We start from the raw sequence: 16,085 nt of genomic DNA, 5'->3' as shown, positions 1-16,085 counted from the left end.
CTGCCCCACTTCCCCGCTCCGATGATGGCTATTTTCATTTTTTCTCTTTTTTGTGATTTACGTTTATTTTAGCTAAATTTGATCGGCTTACTTCGCTTTTAGCGAAATTTATCGCTAACTTTTTGTAAAAATTGATCCCATGCTCGCCAAAAGCGTTTTAAATTTATCGCTACCTACGTTAAAGAAAGTCAAAATTTAAAACTATCGCAAAGCAAATTTAACTACTAAAATGCCAAATTTACCCTATTTATTCGCGCCGCTAGCTGTCTTGCAAAGCTTGTTAAATTTAAACTCGGTTTAAAAGTCCAAATTTTGTCGGTGCCGACTTCATGCAAAATAAAACGCGCTTAACATTTTTAATTTATCGGTTTGGACGGCTTTGCGGCGCCGTACTTGGGTTTTAAAACCGCGCAAGGGTAAATTCGAGAAATAAATTTGATCCGTTTTTTATCAAATTTAACCTTTCTGGTTCCTGCAAACTCATAAATTTAGCAAAAATTTAATTCCAAAAGCTTGCTTAAGCCAAATTTAGCGCAAAACGGTTACGTCGGAAAAAACAAAATTTAATCGCCGAAACGACGAAATAGAACAAAATTTACCCCAGTTTAGACTTCAAAAGCTCATTTACTTTTGCGGGATTAAACGCGCCTTTGCCCTCTTTCATCGTTTGTCCGACGAAAAATCCAAAAAGCTTGTCCTTGCCGCTTTTATACTCGGCGACCTTGTCGGCATTCGCGCTTAAAATTTGATCTATTATCGCTATGATGGCCGAGTCGTCGCTGACCTGCTTTAATCCCAATTTTTCGATGACGGTGTCTACGCTACCCTCGTTTTCCATAAGATAGTCAAGCACCTCTTTTGCCGCCTTGGCGCTTATCGTGCCGTCTTCGATGCGGCGCAAAAGCTCTATCATCTTAGCCGAATTTACGGGTGAAGTCTCGATCGTAGCGCCGTTTTTTAGACGACCCAAAAGCTCGACGATGAGCCACGTTACGGCAAGTTTCGGCGATATTTTAGCCGCGATTAGCTCCTCGAAATACTTCGCCGTCTCTACACTACTAGTTAAAACTACGGCATCATCCTCTTTGACGCCAAGCTCTCGCTCGTATCTAGCGACCTTTTGCTCGGCAAACTCGGGAATTTTGGTTGCTTCGTTATACATCTCCTCAGGGATCTCGACTGGTAGTAGATCTGGATCTGGGAAATATCTATACTCCGCACTATCTTCTTTGCCTCGCATTGAGCGCGTGACCAAATTTACGGTATCAAAAAGGCGAGTCTCTTGATAAACCTCCTCATCGTATTTGCCGTCTTCCCACGCTGCGCTCTGACGCTCGACCTCGTAATCAATCGCCTTTTGGATAAATCTAAACGAGTTTAAATTTTTAATCTCGACGCGCGTATAAAGCTTGCTGTCGCCTTTTGGGCGGATGCTGACGTTGGCGTCGCAGCGAAAGCTTCCCTCTTGCATATTAGCGTCGCTGATGTTTAAAAATCGCAAAATCGAGTGCAGTTTTTTTAGGTATGCGACCGCCTCGTCGGAGCTGCGCAGATCAGGCTCGCTCACGATCTCAAGCAGAGGCGTGCCGGCGCGGTTTAGATCGACTAGACTCTGTCCGCTCTCGTGGATATTTTTGCCCGCGTCTTCTTCAAGGTGCGCACGAGTGATGCCGATGCGTTTTTTTTCGCCGTTTACTTCGATAAAAAGCTCGCCTTTTTCTACTATCGGTATCTCAAACTGCGAAATTTGATAGGCTTTTGGAAGGTCGGGATAAAAGTAGTTTTTACGGTTAAAAACAGAGCGTTTATTTACAGTCGCATTTACCGCCGCGCCAAAGCTTATCGCCTTTCTCACGGCTTCTTTGTTTAGTACCGGTAAGGCCCCAGGTAGCGCCAGGCAGGTCGGACAAACGTGAGTATTTGCCTCATCGCCGAAGCTCGTGGAGCAAGAGCAGAAAATTTTAGTTTTTGTATTAAGCTGAGTATGAACCTCTAGCCCGATAACGACTTCAAACATAATTTGCCTCTTATTTAAAATTTAGGGCTTATTTTAGCAGGATTTTTATTTAAGTTAGATAAAAAGAAAGGGTTGCATCCGCCGATTTTTAGCGTATTTTAGCTAGCGGACGCGTAAATTTAAATTTTAGTGTTCCTCGTGGCTGATCAAAATTGCGCCGGCAAGATACACGTAAGTAAGAATCATAAAGATAAATGTCTGCAAGCACGCCATAAATGTAAGCAAAACAAACGCAGGAAGCGGAGCTACCCAAGGAGCTAGCGCAAGCACGACCAAAAGAAACAAATCATCACCCTTGATGTTGCCAAAAAGCCTGAAAGAAAGCGATACTACGCGAGATAGATGCGAAACGACCTCAACGATAAACATTATCGGAGCTAGCCATTTGTTCGGTCCCATAAAGTGCGCAAAATACTTAATGATGCCGTTTTGTCTAATACCCTCAAAGTTGTAAAATATAAAAACAACGAGCGCCAAAGTAAGGGTCAAATTTAGGCTCGAAGTCGGAGCCTCAAATCCAGGTATTATGCCTATTATGTTACTCACGAATACGATCAAACCGATAGTGGCGACTAGCGGCAGATATTTTCTAGACAGCGCTTCGCTACCTAGCACGTCCTTACCCATAGATACGACGCCCTCCAGATATGCCTCAAGCAAATTTTGAGAGCCGCGAGGCACTAGCTGCATATTTTTTGTAGCAAGTTTAGCAAAAAGCACTACGATAAGAGCGACAATAGCAAGATGTCCCGCATAATTTACCGCATGAATAACATGGTCGTTAGCTGTAAAAAAAGAAGCGATCCAACCCGTAAATAAAAACAAATTTTCTTGCATAGATTAACCTTGAATTTATAAATTTTAGACGCAATTTTATCCAAATAAACGTTAAAAGTTTTTTAAGATTACCTCAAATTTCGCCCGATTTTTTAGCTTTTTACAAAATTTAGCCCAAATTTCATCGCCGTTTTTTAAAATCCCGCTTACGCAGAAAATCTATCGTAAACGAGCTTTAGTATCGTCGCGCCCACGACGGCTAGAAATACGACTCTAACAAATTTAACGTCCTTTTTCATAACCATATTTGAACCAAAATACGCGCCCAAAACCTGCCCCGCGCCCATCAAAAGCCCGACCGCCCAAAGTATCTGTCCGCCCGCGATAAAAACGGCAAGAGAGACGATGTTGCTGGTAAAATTTAGGATTTTCGTATGCGCGACGGCTTTTTTCATATTTAGCCCGATGAGCGCAACCATCGCAAACGTCCAAAAACTGCCAGCTCCAGGCCCGAAAAATCCGTCGTAAAAGCCCAAAATAAGCCCGAATATCACATAAAATGCCCGTGCGTTCATACGGGCGGCTCTATCCTCGTCGCCGACCTTTGGCATCAAAAGTGTATAGATGAAAATCGCTATCAAACAAAACGGGATAATAACGCGCAAAAACTCGGCGCTCAAAAACAATATAAGTACTGTGCCGACGCACGCGCCGATAAAGGTAAAAACGATGCCGATGAACACTTCGCGGAAATTTATCATGCCTTTTCGAGCGAAATTTAGCGCCGCGGTGAAGCTACCGAAAGTACCTTGAAGCTTGTTCGTAGCTAGCGCCACGTGAGGCGGCACGCCCATCGCCATGATGGTCGGCAGCGCGATCAGTCCGCCCCCGCCCGCGATCGCATCTACAAAACCCGCCGCAAAAGCCACCGCGAAAAATATCAAATACGCCGTAACGCCGAAGTCAAAGTCCATTTTCGCCCCTTTAAAAAGCAAAATCATACTACGAAAAATTTAAAAAATTTATAAAATTCGGCTTTTTGTTTTACTGCGGTTAAAATTTAACGAAACGGCGAGTAAATTTTGCCAAGTGGGATTAAATTTAGCGGTTTAGGTTGCGGTGCATTTTGTAAATTTTGCTGGCAAGTTCGGCGATTTTTGAAGTTTTAGACAAATTTTGCAAATTTGAGCTCTATTTAACGATGGTAAATTTGATATAGTTTTTAAAATTTAGTTTGCGAAGCCGCGCGGACAAAATTTGATATTTTAGAAAATTAATTGGGATTTTGCTTTTTCGAGATGCTGGCTTGAAAACATACGAGGCGCTAAATTTAAAGCCGCGTTAAATTTGACCGAGTTAAGAAAAAAGAAATTCGCCGACTGCCAAGCGCGGCAAATCGGCGAATGCGGGATTATTTTATAACGCCGCAAACCATTCTAGCGCCGCCGCCGCCAAGAGGCTTTGGATGGTCGCTGTGATTATCGCCGCCGACGTGAATCATTAGCGAGTGGCCTTTTAGCTCATCTAAGCTCTTGATTTTCGGAGCTAGGACCGGATAAACCGCGTTGCCCTCGGCATCGACGAAAAGCGCAGGCAAATCGCCCTTGTGGCCGCTGTCGTCCCATGCAAAAGAGTGTTTTTTAGTCTCGGCCGGATCCCAGTGACCGCCGGCTTTCATGCCTAGACCTTTCTCGTTAGCGCCGCAGTCAGCGTTTTGATGTACGTGAAATCCGTGTGCACCGCCCTCAAGGCCTTTAAGATTTGGGAACAACGCCACGCCGTAGTTAGTCTCAATCGCTACGACCTCGCCCACGACGGTGTTGCCCCTTTCGCTTAGTTGCTCCATAGTGACGACTAGGTGTTTGCCGGCCTTTGGATCAAAGACTTTTTCCTCGTGCGCAAGAGCGCTAGTAGCGAGTAGGCAGCCTAGAGCCGCGCTAGCTAAAACGATTTTTTTCATTTTTTCTCCTTAAAATGTAATTGCGAGGTAACTATAGCCTAAATTTGATTAATTTAGGCTTTAAATTTTCTTAAATTTAATACGCCGCGATGCTTTAAATTTGCCGCCGTTTTGCGCAAAGCAAAACTCGTTAAATTTACTTTATCTCGCTTAAAATTTGCGCCAGTTCGCCGCTTTGACCAATGCGGTAGAGCGCAAAGTCGTATTTGATCGGGTCGGCGGGGTCAAATTCGCAAAGTTTGTCCGTTAGCTCGCGCACAGCCTTAAAATCATAGCTTTTGCGAGAGATTAAGCCCAAATTTAGCGAAACTCGGTGCGTATGCACGTCAAGAGGCATGAGGAGCTTGCTTTTTGGCAGGCTTTTAAAGAGCCCAAGGTCGATGTCGCTATCTCGCACCATCCAGCGCAGGAACATATTGTAGCGTTTATACGGGCTTTGCGGCGCTTTTTAGTATGTTTTTCCGAAAAAAAAAAAATACCCCTCCGAGAGGTAAGGGTTTAGAGAGTAAATAAATTATATGAGCTCGTTTACGCCATCGACCATCGAGCCGCTTTTCTCAAAGCCCATTCTCACCGCGTTTTCGATATTGCCGTGCTTTTTTAGGCGCGAAACGGCGATAAAAATCTGCCGCACGTCCTCGCAGCTTTGAAAGCGGTATTTGTACCGCGTCAAATTTGCAATGATTTCCTCCTCGCTTTTATCCAACAACGAGAAGTCGAGCGAATTTAGAAAATTGACGATGAGTTTTGCGTTGCCATAAGCAAAAAGCGCGCAGATGAGCGAGATCTCGGGCGTTTTAAATTTGCTAGCTACTTGCAGCGGATCGGCGGCGGCAAACAAGTCTGCATGGGTGTTTTTAGAGATTACGTTTTGATCTAGGAGGATTTTTAAGTCCATTTTTAGCCTTTTTGTCCGAGATTTTAAACCAAAAAGGCTAAAAGAAATTTAAATTTATTGTTTTAGCGTGAGCAAGGTATCTAGCATCTTTTCCACGGTCGTGATGATTTTGGCCGCCGCGCCGTAGCTGCTTTGAAAGCGTATGAGATTTGTTAGCTCTTCGTTTAAATTTACGCCGCTAACGGACTGATACTCGGACATCGCAACCTTATGAATGGCTGTATTTGCGTCGTTTAGATCGTTATTTGCCTGAGTTTGGCTGGCTAGATCGGTAGTTATATAGCGGTAGTAGCCCTCGACGCTCTCCTCCTTGTCCGCATGCTTGTCGGAGTAAAATATGATTTTTTTATACTGCATTTGCACCATATCGTTTGCGACTTCGTTGTTGCCCGGAGTCGGGTTTGAGTAGGCTTTTAGCTTGTGCGGATTTTCGGTTAGCTCGCTTTTTACGCTCATATTTTTCGCGTTTCCGCCCTCAAAAACTCTATTTACCCCGATAATACCCGGGAAATTCGTACCGCGATCTACAAAAGCGACGCTGTATTCGCCGGCATTTCTTTTAGGGGTTACGCCAAACGTGCCTTTGCCCGTCGCCGCGTCGTATTGATAGTTTGCCTGAAAATAATCGTCCACGTCGTTTAGCGAGTTATTATCGCCGTTATCGTCGGTATCGGAGTTAAAATCTCTCACGATAGAGTTGCCGCGCGCGTTGTCGTTCATAGACGTGGTTGCGTTTATGTTTATCGTCTTGCGTGCTACCTCTTGGCCTTGGTTGTTATAAACTACGACGTCAAAGCTACCGTGTTTGATGTCGTTATTAAAATTCATCAGCGTCCTAGAGTTGCTTAAGCCGTCTAGTTCGTCCGTCACGGCGTTTTCTACGGCCGATCTCGCGTAGATATTGTTCGTCTCGTTTATGATACCTTTGGCGAACGTATTTAGGTTGTCTATATATTTTTGTATAGTTCCGTCTTGAAACTCTCCGCTATCATCCACTCTGCGCCCGCGTAGATCAAGAGCGGCGCCTAGTTTACCGCCTGAGATTCGTCCGTTTAGATCGACCTTTTTACCGTCGTCCCTCTCGAAAAATACGCCTTTAAAATCGCTTTTGTCGCTTATCCTATCGACTGTTAGCGGATGATACGTCGTGCCGTCTACGATATTAAACCCCGAGATATTTATCTGATGCTTCGTACCCATATCGGTTACAGTCGGATCGACATTGCTGCTTTGTAGTTGCCCTTTAAATACGCTGATACCTACGAGTTTTGACATCGCAAGCTCGAGCTGATCGCGTTTATCTCGCAGGTCGTTTGCTCTAGTGCTGCCGACTGATTCGACGCGGACGATCTCTTTATTTATCTGCGCGATTTGCTTGGCGTATTTGTTGATTTCGTTTACGGAAACTTCCACCTGGGAGTCCACGTCTTTTTGGATCTTGGTTAGCATATCGTGGGCTTTATTTATGCTATTTGATAGCGTTGCTGCCGAATTTAGCAAATTTACCTTCTGCGAGCCTTCCGTCGGGTTTGAAGCAAGATTGTTCCACGCGTTGAAATAATTTTGCAAATCTCTGCCTATACCCACGCTTTGCAGATCGGGGAAACGCTGCGAAATCTCTTCTAAAATTTGCTTTTTATATTCGCTTGATTCTAAATTTATATTTGAAGTACGAAGTCTAGCGAAAGTAAATTCGTCATGCACGCGCACGACCGTGTCGACTTTAGTGCCAGTACCGATGTCGCCGGGCATATCGTGAAAAGGCTCTCTAGCAGACTGCACGACGCGCTGCCTAGTGTAGTGCTCGCTATCGGCGTTTGTGATGTTGTGTCCGGTCGTGGTGATTTGCGTTTGCGCGGCGTCTAGGCCGCTCACGCCGATATGTAAAGACGAAAAAATATTAGCCATTTTTAAACCCTCGTTTTAAATAAACTTTCAGGCGTCAAGCCCTCTTTGTCGTAGTTGCCCGGCTCACTTTTAAACATATTTTTTAGCAAGCTATCGAAAAATTCTTTCACTCCGACGACGTATTTTGCGTATTCTTTATTTTTTGAGTAGAGCTCTTCAAGCTTTGAGCGCATGAGAGCTAGAGACGACTTGACCTCATCATCTAGGATCGAGCTTAAATTTGCCCCGCCGTTTTCCTTTGAAACTCTTAAAAGCTCTTTATCTAGTAGCGATTTTATAGATTCGAATTTTTTAACCAGCTCGTTTTTGCGTCTAACGCTATCATCGACCCTGCTGTGGTCGGCTAGTTTTATTTTTTCTATATCTTCCGTAGTTTGGGCGATGAGTCCGTCTAATACGCCCATCGCCTCGTCCAAATATCTTTTAAGCATTTTTGTCCTTTCTTTTTACGCAAGGACAAAAATCTTATAAAAGCGTATCGGCAACGGCTTTTGCAGTCTTGGACATATCTAGTTTATATGTTCCGTTTGCGATCTGCTCGGCTATCTTTGCGACCTTGCTTTCTTCTTTGCCTTGTGTTTTTTCCATGTTTTCGCTCTTTTTTACGTCATTTGAGCGAGTGATTTGTTGCGGGCTCATGCCCAGTTTAGCTCCTAAAGTTCCTATCATTTTCAAGCCTTTTTAGATTTGTTAAAAACTAAATCGGCAAAATCTGAAATTTCTTAAGCCCTTTCTTTCAAATAATTGAATAAAAGTTCGCTAAAGCCCAAATTTCCGCTCAGAGCCTTGCTCATCGTATCGTTATACATCGAGTGATATATCTCGTCTCCGGCGTCTTTGCCGAATAACGGATTTTCGTCCTTTAGCGCGATATCTAGCACGCTTTTAACCAAAAACGCCTCAAAAGCATCGGTTTGCTCTTTTAAAAGCGCGTCTTGTTCGCTTTGAGGCTTATTAGCGCGCCTATTTTCGATAGAGCTCGTAGCAAATTTGTTATAAGAGCTTAAAGCCGCCGAAGTATCTACGTTTAACATTATATTATCTCCAAATTTACGTGTATGGCGCCCACGCGCTTTAGATTTTCCATTATCGCGATGATGTCGCTAGGAGTCGCGCCCATCTTGCTTAACGCCCTTGCGACGCTAGCTACGGTAGTTTTTTCGCCGCTGATTTTTAGCATATTAGTTAGCGGATCGACCGCTGCGCCGTCTTGCAAGTCGATTGTTTGCCCGTTTGCAGCCATATCGCCATATGAACTAGGCTCTATCTTTATCGTGATATCTCTGTGCGTGATAACAACTGGATCGACCGTGATATTTATACCGCTTACGATCGTGCCGGTGCGCTCGTCGATTACGATTTTATCTAGCGCTTTATAATCCACGTCCAAATTTAACACCTTAGCGATAAACTCAACCGCGTTTGAGCCTTCCGGTTTTGATACTTTGATGGTTCTAGAGTCGATAGCCGTCGCAGTTTCGCCGCCTAGATTTAAATTTACCGCTCTTTGGATATTTGAAGCGGTGTCGAAATTCGACTCCTTTAAGCTTAAAAATATCGCTTCTTGATTATAGATATCATATGCTATCTCGCGCTCCACGATCGCGCCGCTTGGGATCGTGCCCGCGGTTACGTGGTTGCCGTCCTTGCTTGCTCCGCCGCGAGACGCCGTCTTGCCACCTATGGTTAGCGAGCCTTGCGCTAAAGCGTAGATGTCGCCGTCCACGCCCTTAAGCGGAGTCATCAAAAGCGTTCCGCCCTGCAGGCTCTTTGCGTCGCCGATAGAAGATATCACGACATCAAGCTTATCGCCCTGCCTAGCAAACGGCGGTAGCTTTGCGATAACCATAACCGCAGCGGTATTTTTTGACTTGATGTCGTCAGGCTTGATTTTTACGTTTACGCTTTGAAGCATATTTGAAAGAGACTGGATCGTAAACTCAGAGCTACTGCCGTCGCCAGAGCCGTTTAGACCGACGACCAGACCGTATCCGATCAGCTGATTTTCCCTCACGCCGACGACGTTTGCGATGTCTTTTATCTGCGCCGCAAAAGCCGATATAGCAAGGGTTAACAAGCATGCCGCTAGTTTCATTTTCGTCCTTAAATTTATATTTTCAAAGACGAAAAGCAATTAGCATTCCAAATTGAAACAAAAATTTTTAAGAATAGTAGCTAAGCGAAGTATTTCCGAATTTTTTAGATTTTAAAAGCGTAAAGGCGCCGATGCTTTCCGGTAAATTTAGATGGCTGGCGTGCTCGAAAGCGATCAGGTAAATTTTGTCTTTTAGCAAATTTCTTACCAAATTTACGCACTTTTCATAAACGTCCGCAAAACCGTCCCTGATATCAAAAGGCGGATCAAGATACAAGATAACGGGTAAATTTTGCCTCATGACGATGGCGGGAGTAGTATCAAAAGTATCGCCGTTTATGATTTCTAGCTCGTCACCGATAAGCTTAGCGTTTTGTATCGCGATCTTGTAGGCGTTTTTGTCAATTTCTACCGCATAAGCCTTTGCCGCGCCGTTACTTAGCGCCTCTGCGGCCATCAGCGCGCTACCGCCAAAAGCCTCGATAAAAACCTTACCCGCTAGCTCGTAGCGAAACGAATCGGAAAACGAGCCTTTGACGATGCTTTTTGTACTTCTTGTGGTTTGAAGCGATGGCAAAAGCAACTTTTTACCTTTAAATTTACCGCTTGAAATCGTAGCGTAGAGATTTTTCAACGAGCTTTCCTTAGAACCGCGAGCAGTTCTTCTTTAAATTTATCTATCAAATTTGAAACCTCAAGCTCCAAATTTGAACCGTTTTGCGGTGCGGCTTTTTCTTGTGCGGGCGCGGCAGCGCGAGAAGGCGCGAGGGGGTCTGAAAACTGGATCGCCGAGTAAAACTCCTCAAGCGCGGAGATAAGAGCTTCTTTGCTAAAAGGGATTTTTAGATGCGGCGAGTGCTCGGCGATCACGAAAACGGGCTTTTTGGCTTCTATCTTTTTATCCGCCACGATAAAATCGCAATCTTTTTTAGGCGAGATAAAATCTCTTAAAAACAGCCTTAGTGACTCCCCCAGCAAAATGCAGTCGCACTCAAATGAAATTTTCACAAATTCTCCTTTCCGCCTTGATTTAGGTCGGATTTTAACAAATTTATGCGAAAATTTAAATTAAGAAAAAATTTGCCCGGCGGGGCTAAAAAAATTTGCAAATTTGACGATATAGAAGCTAGCAAACATTTAAAGGAGAAAATATGGAAATTTTCAAAGCGGCAAGCCAGCCGATGGCAAACGCGGTTACAAGCTCGCATGCGCAAAGCTCTACTCAAACTAGAGAGGTCGAGCAAACTCACATCCAGCATGACGCTACGCGTAATTTAACCGAGCAAAATAACGAAACGCTAAGCAAAGAGGTAAAAGAAGCTACCGAAAAACTAAATAAACAAATGGAAGATCTAGGCACTAGTATACGCTTTGGCTATAACGATAAAATAGGCGCGATGTACGTAAACGTAATGGAGATGAAAACGGGCGAAGTTATTCGCAAGATCCCGACCGAGCAGGCGATGAAACTAAGCGAGTATTTTAAAGAAGCCGTCGGCGTATTATTTGACAAGGAGAGCTAAAATGGCACTAGGTAAAGTTTCTTCACTCGGCTTTGGAAGCCAAGTTCTAACTCAAGACGTTATAGATAAGCTAAAAGCCGCCGATGAAGCGGGTCAGATAAAACCCGTAACCTCTAAAATCACGGCAAATGCGACGAAGCAAAAGGATCTAACCGCTCTAAAAACGCTCATCGGTACTTTTCGCTCCTCGGTTTCAACTCTAGCAGACGATAGCTCGTATCAAAAAAGAACCACTACCGCAGACGGCAAAAGCGCGGAGGTAACCGCAAGCGCGGGCGTGGCGGTACAAGATATCGAAATAGACGTAAGGCAACTAGCCAAAAAAGACGTTTATCAAAGCACCAAATTTGCCACCTCAAGCTCATTTATCGGCAAAAATGGGACGTTTGGCATAAAAGTCGGAGGCACGACGCATAAGATAGAAGTAAGAAGCTCTACTACGCTTGAAGAGCTAGCCGATAAGATCAACGAGATCACAAACGGCGCCGTTTCGGCAAAAGCGATGAAAGTAGGCGGCGAAGATCCGTATCAGCTTATACTGCAATCAAAAGAAACGGGTGCTGAAAACAAGATCGAAATCACCGACGTAGATAGCGACGGGTCGGCTCTAAGCGGCGCATCGGACGTCTTGCAAAAGCTCGGCTGGGACAGCGCAAATATCGCTAGCAATAAAATTTCGACCGCGCAAGATGCCGAGTTTGTCTACAACGGTATCACGATAAAACGAAGCGGCAACGAGGTAAAAGATTTAAATTTAGGAATGACGATAAAGCTAAAAGATACGGGCAAGACGACCTTTAGTATCAAAGAGGACGCAAGCGCTATAAAAGAGAGCATGCAAAGTCTAGTTACGGCGTACAATAATCTTACCAACAACCTAAAAGTCGCCACCGACTACGATAGCGATACGAAAAAATCGGGAACTTTTCAAGGCGTGAGCGAGATAACTGGCATAAAATCGACGCTAAATAAAATTTTATTCGCCAATCAAACCTACACCGATAAAAACGGCGTAACCAAAACCGCAAATTTAGCCGACTACGGACTAAGCTTAAACAAAGAAGGCTTACTGGAGCTTGATAGCTCAAAACTGGGTAGAAAGCTAGACGAGGATTTGCAAAGCGTGCAAAAGATATTCGCAGGAGGCACGACCTACGGCAAGGCTCAGGCCTTTAGCTCTAAAGCCGTAGATGCCGGCTCGCTAACTATCGCAAACGAAGATCTAGTAATAAACGGCAAAAAGATAAATTTACCGGCTACTGCGGCTACAAATACCTCAAAGCAAAATGCACTAGCTCTACTAAAAGCCATAAACGACGCAGGTATCGCGGGCGTGCAAGCCACCATAGCCTCAAGCGAAGACAAAATAACGCTAAAAACCACAAACGGTACGGCAATAAGCATAAAAGGCTCGCCCGCCGCGCTAAACGCGGTAGGCCTAAGCGAATCTACGATAACGCCTAAAAGCACGACTGTAAACGGTATCTTTTCCTCGGCGAAAAAGACTGTAGACGGGCTAATCAACTCGAAAAACGGCTCTTTAACCAAATACGGACAAAGCCTGATCGAGGAGAAAAAAACGCTCGATGCCGAAAAAGAAAGGACGCAAAAGTCGCTAGACGCGAAGTACGCCACGATGGAAGAGCGATTTTTAGCATACGACAAGATCATCAGCAAGCTAAATAGCGAATTTTCGTCGCTAAAATCGATGATCGAAGCCGAATATAATAAAAAATAAAAGGTAAATTTATGCAATACAACACCGCACACGCTGCGTATTCGCAAAATGCCGTAGGCGGCATCGAGTCGCCTACCAAGCTCATCGAGATGCTTTACGAGGGCGTTTTGAGATTTGTCTTTAGAGCCAAAAAAGCGATGCAAGAAAACGACATAGAGAAAAAGGTATATTTTATAAACCGCACAAACGCGATCTTCGTCGAACTTCTAAACTCGCTAGACTACGACCAAGGCAACATCGCGCACTACCTAAGCGGCCTTTATACCAGGCAGATCCAGCTACTAGCCATGGCAAATATAAACAACGACGAACAAAGTCTAAACGAGGTCGTAAGCGTCACAAAGCAGCTACTAGAAGCCTGGAAAGAAACGACCGGACAAGCCGATGTGGCTGGATGAGCTAAAAATCGCCGTCGCTAACGATGACGCGGAGGCTATCGCGGCGCTAGCAAACGAGGCGCCTAGTAAATTTGACAGCCTAGAGGATGCCCTGCAAGCCCAGGAACTCCTCGGCGCAGCGATAAATTTGATACAAGAAAATAAAGCAAAGCTAGGCAAAGAGCTAGAAAAGCTAAAAAACGTAAAAAAATATATGGCGTCGTAAATAATTTCTTAAATTTATGGCGCTTTTTAAACCTCTCTCTCAAATTTATCCGCACAAAGGCAAAAAAATGACGAAAAACGATATAAAATACGCTTTGCGAAATAGCTTCGGCACGGAGATAGCAAGCGGTTTTAGAGTGTTACAAGAACACGAGCTAGCCCGATTTAACGACGAATCACAGTTTGATTTCGAGGGCGAGAGCCAAATACTACGCAAGTTTTATATATTTGCCGATACGGTTGCGGGTGACTTGTGGCTTGCAAGCTTAAAAGACGGCAAAGTCGCCCTTTACGATCATGACGACGGCGATCTTTGCGCGTCAAATTTGGTTAAATTTGATTTGGATATGACGGGCTGGCTTGAGATCGCCCAGACGTTTAAAAAATTTGAAACCATAGACGAGCCAAATGCAGAGCAAATAGCCGAATTTAAACGAGCCGTGAGCGCCGTTTGTCCGCAAATTTTAGAGATTTGGGATATTTAAAACCGCAAATGCGCGGCCGTTTAATGCGGTCAAATTTAAATAAATCTTACAAATTTTGACGCTGCTAGATCCGAGCAAATTTGACGTTTACCCAAAATCTCTCGCCTAGCGCCGATGTTTCTACCTTTTGCCCGTACGGCTTTTGCGGCCTGGATAAAAATCCTAAATTCTAAAAACCTCCAAAATGCAAAACATCAAGCGTTAAATTTAGCGCGGCACTTTGCGTTTTTATACAAACGACAAAAACTCGCAGATAAAATTTAAATTTACCAAACGTTTCGGTTTTGAAAACTCGGCTAAATTTTACGGCGTCAAACGCAAAAATCTCTATCGGCGCGCATTTAAAATAAGAGTATCTTGCATATAAAATGAGAGCGAGGCAGAAATCCATGTTCTTTCACTCTCATTTTATATGCCGATTTTGTCCTTTTAAACGCCCTTTAAAATGTCTTTAAAACTCTTGTTCTCTTTTAATCTATATGCTTCATGTCTCTAAGTAGACCTACAAATCTACCTACTATTTGACATTCACATTGATAAAATCTCATAGGTGTATAAATAGGATTGTAAGATACCAACATTAATTCTTCTCCTTGTTTATAGCACTCTTTGATGACTAGCCCGTCCGGAGTGTTTACCGCATATACGTTTCCGTCTTTATATGGTACGCCTCTTGCTATCATGCATAAATCCCCGTTACACAGATGGGGCTCCATACTATCGCCTTGAGCAGGTATAATATCAACAGGATAAGGCCCGCTGCAGTTACTAAATTTATTTAATATTTTATTATCCATTACTACCTCGTCGAAATCTTCGTCTTCATTCCAACCTCCGCCGCCGAGGCTTGCTCTAACGTTAAACAGCCTTAGAGTTTTATATCTCTTTTCGGACTCGTCCAAACTTTCGCCCTCTTGATTGTAAAAGAATAAATTGATAGAAATTTTGCGTTTTACTAAAAAATCCATTATTTGCTTATACGGTACGGCGTTTCTAAATTTCATTTGAGCGTAGGCGTTGGGGTTTATTCCCAGTTCTCTAGCTACATCGCCGTCTTTAATGTTTTTCTTGCCTTCGGTAGCCAATATGTCCTTTAATCTTTCCGTAACTTCGTTCATATTCATACACTCTCCTTTTGGTTTTATTTTGTAATAAATTTATCTAATTTTAGTCCAAATGTTAAAATTTATTATATTTTATAAGGAATATGCCCAAACCACAGCCCATACACAGCTGTGTAGAGTTATAGTCTACTATAAAGAAATAAAGGAGATAATATGGTAAGAGCCGAGCTTAAAAGGTTGATCATAGAAGCCCGGGATTTTGATTTTAGGAGTAGAACAATGTTTTGTATATGGAGCCCGAGCTGGAATGCCAAGATAACGATAGAGGGTAGGTATGAATATAAAATAGCCGATATCAAAAGCGAGATTATAAGATGTGAAAAGGCCATAAACTGTGGTGAGTTAGCCTGTAATGTTAAAAATCAAAAATACATGGCTGCTCTTTACAAAGAATTAAAAAGACTAGGTGGGGCGGCATAAACCTCCGCCTCTTAAAAATTCATAATCAATAGCTCGCCGCTAGTTTTTCTTTCCACTGCGTTGTTTAGGCTATAACTTACCTCAAGCTCTTTGATATTAAGGCCCGCGTAAAGATCGCGCACCATTTCGCAGTCGTTATAGCTAAGCATAAATTTGGCCTTGATGCTCTTTAAAATTTGAGCTAAATTTTGATGATCAGACGTCGTAAATCCATCTGCCGTCTTGTAATAATTTTCCGTTCCTACGTAAGGCGGATCTATGTAAAACAGAGTATCGGCACCGTCATATTGTCCTATCAACTTTTCATAGCTCAAATTTTCTATAGAAGCGCGCCTTAGACGCCTTGAATATATAGAAAAGTCCTTGTATATATTTTTAGCACTCCTGTTTTTGGGCATGGCAAAATTATCCCCTTTTGCGCCAAAACTTAGGCTTATTTGATAGTAGTAAAACGCCGCAGCCTCTATCTTGTTTTTAGGTTTTATCTTGCCCTCTTTTATGGCGTAGAATATCTCACGGCTTTTTAGCATAGCGTCCA

At 43.5% G+C, this 16,085-nt stretch carries 20 protein-coding genes and 1 pseudogene; 6 read left to right on the top strand and 15 right to left on the bottom strand.

From position 1 onward, the window contains the following. Window positions 1–595 precede the first annotated feature (595 nt). The 12 genes and pseudogenes from gatB to RYL88_RS06360 form a co-directional block, all read right to left on the bottom strand. Entirely contained in the window at window positions 596–2,017 is a 1,422-nt protein-coding gene (gatB, locus tag RYL88_RS06415; RefSeq protein ID WP_314989884.1) for an Asp-tRNA(Asn)/Glu-tRNA(Gln) amidotransferase subunit GatB, read from the bottom strand. 126 nt (window positions 2,018–2,143) lie between these two features. Next, the gene (locus RYL88_RS06410; RefSeq protein WP_297965354.1) at window positions 2,144–2,854 is read right to left on the bottom strand and encodes a F0F1 ATP synthase subunit A; all 711 of its coding nucleotides are present in this window, start codon (window positions 2,852–2,854) and stop codon (window positions 2,144–2,146) included. A gap of 146 nt (window positions 2,855–3,000) precedes the next feature. Then, window positions 3,001–3,768, bottom strand: coding sequence for a TSUP family transporter (locus RYL88_RS06405; RefSeq protein ID WP_314989883.1), 768 nt, complete (start codon window positions 3,766–3,768; stop codon window positions 3,001–3,003). 437 nt (window positions 3,769–4,205) lie between these two features. Next, complete coding sequence (locus tag RYL88_RS06400; RefSeq protein WP_314989882.1) at window positions 4,206–4,754, bottom strand: superoxide dismutase family protein; 549 nt, start codon at window positions 4,752–4,754, stop codon at window positions 4,206–4,208. Window positions 4,755–4,890: 136 nt separating this feature from the next. Continuing rightward, window positions 4,891–5,652: pseudogene (locus tag RYL88_RS06395) on the bottom strand (TIGR02757 family protein). 54 nt (window positions 5,653–5,706) lie between these two features. Then, a complete protein-coding gene (flgK, locus tag RYL88_RS06390) occupies window positions 5,707–7,560 on the bottom strand; it encodes a flagellar hook-associated protein FlgK (protein WP_314989880.1) in 1,854 nt (617 codons plus the stop codon). Between the two features lie 2 nt (window positions 7,561–7,562). Continuing rightward, complete coding sequence (gene flgN, locus RYL88_RS06385; protein WP_314989878.1) at window positions 7,563–7,991, bottom strand: flagellar export chaperone FlgN; 429 nt, start codon at window positions 7,989–7,991, stop codon at window positions 7,563–7,565. Between the two features lie 34 nt (window positions 7,992–8,025). After that, a complete protein-coding gene (locus RYL88_RS06380; RefSeq protein ID WP_122873807.1) occupies window positions 8,026–8,229 on the bottom strand; it encodes a flagellar biosynthesis anti-sigma factor FlgM in 204 nt (67 codons plus the stop codon). Window positions 8,230–8,282: 53 nt separating this feature from the next. Continuing rightward, a complete protein-coding gene (locus RYL88_RS06375; protein WP_297965343.1) occupies window positions 8,283–8,594 on the bottom strand; it encodes a rod-binding protein in 312 nt (103 codons plus the stop codon). Beyond that, window positions 8,594–9,655 (bottom strand): flagellar basal body P-ring protein FlgI, encoded by a 1,062-nt coding sequence (locus tag RYL88_RS06370; protein WP_314470548.1) that lies wholly within the window; start codon window positions 9,653–9,655, stop codon window positions 8,594–8,596. The genes RYL88_RS06375 and RYL88_RS06370 overlap by 1 nt, the downstream gene beginning before the upstream one ends. A gap of 67 nt (window positions 9,656–9,722) precedes the next feature. Beyond that, window positions 9,723–10,289, bottom strand: coding sequence for an RsmD family RNA methyltransferase (locus RYL88_RS06365; protein WP_314989876.1), 567 nt, complete (start codon window positions 10,287–10,289; stop codon window positions 9,723–9,725). After that, on the bottom strand, window positions 10,286–10,663 hold the full coding sequence (locus RYL88_RS06360; protein ID WP_314989875.1) for a hypothetical protein: 378 nt from the start codon (window positions 10,661–10,663) through the stop codon (window positions 10,286–10,288). Before RYL88_RS06360 ends, RYL88_RS06365 begins: the two co-directional genes overlap by 4 nt. Window positions 10,664–10,806: 143 nt before the next feature. Between RYL88_RS06360 and RYL88_RS06355 the strand changes: the two genes are divergently transcribed. From RYL88_RS06355 to RYL88_RS06335, 5 genes are all read left to right on the top strand, one after another. After that, complete coding sequence (locus RYL88_RS06355; RefSeq protein WP_314398609.1) at window positions 10,807–11,178, top strand: FlaG family protein; 372 nt, start codon at window positions 10,807–10,809, stop codon at window positions 11,176–11,178. Between the two features lies 1 nt (window position 11,179). Continuing rightward, window positions 11,180–12,916, top strand: coding sequence for a flagellar filament capping protein FliD (gene fliD / locus RYL88_RS06350; protein WP_314989872.1), 1,737 nt, complete (start codon window positions 11,180–11,182; stop codon window positions 12,914–12,916). Window positions 12,917–12,927: 11 nt separating this feature from the next. Next, the gene (gene fliS, locus RYL88_RS06345; protein WP_314989870.1) at window positions 12,928–13,314 is read left to right on the top strand and encodes a flagellar export chaperone FliS; all 387 of its coding nucleotides are present in this window, start codon (window positions 12,928–12,930) and stop codon (window positions 13,312–13,314) included. After that, window positions 13,301–13,519 carry a hypothetical protein gene (locus RYL88_RS06340; RefSeq protein WP_314989869.1) on the top strand — a complete coding sequence of 73 codons (219 nt, stop codon included), beginning with the start codon at window positions 13,301–13,303 and terminating at the stop codon, window positions 13,517–13,519. The genes fliS and RYL88_RS06340 overlap by 14 nt, the downstream gene beginning before the upstream one ends. Before the next feature lie 67 nt (window positions 13,520–13,586). Continuing rightward, window positions 13,587–14,003: a hypothetical protein gene (locus RYL88_RS06335; protein ID WP_314989868.1), complete on the top strand. Its 417-nt coding sequence runs from the start codon at window positions 13,587–13,589 to the stop codon at window positions 14,001–14,003. A gap of 169 nt (window positions 14,004–14,172) precedes the next feature. Here the strand turns inward: RYL88_RS06335 and RYL88_RS06330 are convergent, their stop codons facing one another. Further along, entirely contained in the window at window positions 14,173–14,394 is a 222-nt protein-coding gene (locus RYL88_RS06330) for a hypothetical protein (protein ID WP_314989866.1), read from the bottom strand. Window positions 14,395–14,473: 79 nt separating this feature from the next. After that, on the bottom strand, window positions 14,474–15,127 hold the full coding sequence (locus RYL88_RS06325; protein WP_297967228.1) for a S24 family peptidase: 654 nt from the start codon (window positions 15,125–15,127) through the stop codon (window positions 14,474–14,476). Between the two features lie 153 nt (window positions 15,128–15,280). Here RYL88_RS06325 and RYL88_RS06320 point away from each other — a divergent pair, with 153 nt between their 5' ends. Next, window positions 15,281–15,547 (top strand): hypothetical protein, encoded by a 267-nt coding sequence (locus tag RYL88_RS06320; protein WP_314989863.1) that lies wholly within the window; start codon window positions 15,281–15,283, stop codon window positions 15,545–15,547. Window positions 15,548–15,558: 11 nt separating this feature from the next. Here the strand turns inward: RYL88_RS06320 and RYL88_RS06315 are convergent. Continuing rightward, a partial coding sequence (locus tag RYL88_RS06315) for a DNA adenine methylase (protein WP_314989861.1) occupies window positions 15,559–16,085 on the bottom strand: 527 nt, incomplete at its 5' end.

Source organism: uncultured Campylobacter sp. (assembly GCF_963517995.1).
In the GTDB taxonomy this organism is placed as follows: domain Bacteria; phylum Campylobacterota; class Campylobacteria; order Campylobacterales; family Campylobacteraceae; genus Campylobacter_A.
Note: the sequence above shows the minus strand (reverse complement) of the source record. Positions and strands in the feature narration are given on the sequence as shown.

Excerpts from the sequence above, each read along its gene's own strand:
- gatB (WP_314989884.1), bottom strand. The coding sequence starts at position 2,017 with ATGTTTGAAGTCGTTATCGGGCTAGAGGTTCATACTCAGCTTAATACA.
- RYL88_RS06410 (WP_297965354.1), bottom strand. The coding sequence starts at position 2,854 with ATGCAAGAAAATTTGTTTTTATTTACGGGTTGGATCGCTTCTTTTTTT.
- RYL88_RS06405 (WP_314989883.1), bottom strand. The coding sequence starts at position 3,768 with ATGGACTTTGACTTCGGCGTTACGGCGTATTTGATATTTTTCGCGGTG.
- RYL88_RS06400 (WP_314989882.1), bottom strand. The coding sequence starts at position 4,754 with ATGAAAAAAATCGTTTTAGCTAGCGCGGCTCTAGGCTGCCTACTCGCT.
- flgK (WP_314989880.1), bottom strand. The coding sequence starts at position 7,560 with ATGGCTAATATTTTTTCGTCTTTACATATCGGCGTGAGCGGCCTAGAC.
- flgN (WP_314989878.1), bottom strand. The coding sequence starts at position 7,991 with ATGCTTAAAAGATATTTGGACGAGGCGATGGGCGTATTAGACGGACTC.
- RYL88_RS06380 (WP_122873807.1), bottom strand. The coding sequence starts at position 8,229 with ATGATAGGAACTTTAGGAGCTAAACTGGGCATGAGCCCGCAACAAATC.
- RYL88_RS06375 (WP_297965343.1), bottom strand. The coding sequence starts at position 8,594 with ATGTTAAACGTAGATACTTCGGCGGCTTTAAGCTCTTATAACAAATTT.
- RYL88_RS06370 (WP_314470548.1), bottom strand. The coding sequence starts at position 9,655 with ATGAAACTAGCGGCATGCTTGTTAACCCTTGCTATATCGGCTTTTGCG.
- RYL88_RS06355 (WP_314398609.1), top strand. The coding sequence starts at position 10,807 with ATGGAAATTTTCAAAGCGGCAAGCCAGCCGATGGCAAACGCGGTTACA.
- fliD (WP_314989872.1), top strand. The coding sequence starts at position 11,180 with ATGGCACTAGGTAAAGTTTCTTCACTCGGCTTTGGAAGCCAAGTTCTA.
- fliS (WP_314989870.1), top strand. The coding sequence starts at position 12,928 with ATGCAATACAACACCGCACACGCTGCGTATTCGCAAAATGCCGTAGGC.
- RYL88_RS06340 (WP_314989869.1), top strand. The coding sequence starts at position 13,301 with ATGTGGCTGGATGAGCTAAAAATCGCCGTCGCTAACGATGACGCGGAG.
- RYL88_RS06335 (WP_314989868.1), top strand. The coding sequence starts at position 13,587 with ATGACGAAAAACGATATAAAATACGCTTTGCGAAATAGCTTCGGCACG.
- RYL88_RS06330 (WP_314989866.1), bottom strand. The coding sequence starts at position 14,394 with ATGGATTTCTGCCTCGCTCTCATTTTATATGCAAGATACTCTTATTTT.
- RYL88_RS06325 (WP_297967228.1), bottom strand. The coding sequence starts at position 15,127 with ATGAATATGAACGAAGTTACGGAAAGATTAAAGGACATATTGGCTACC.
- RYL88_RS06320 (WP_314989863.1), top strand. The coding sequence starts at position 15,281 with ATGGTAAGAGCCGAGCTTAAAAGGTTGATCATAGAAGCCCGGGATTTT.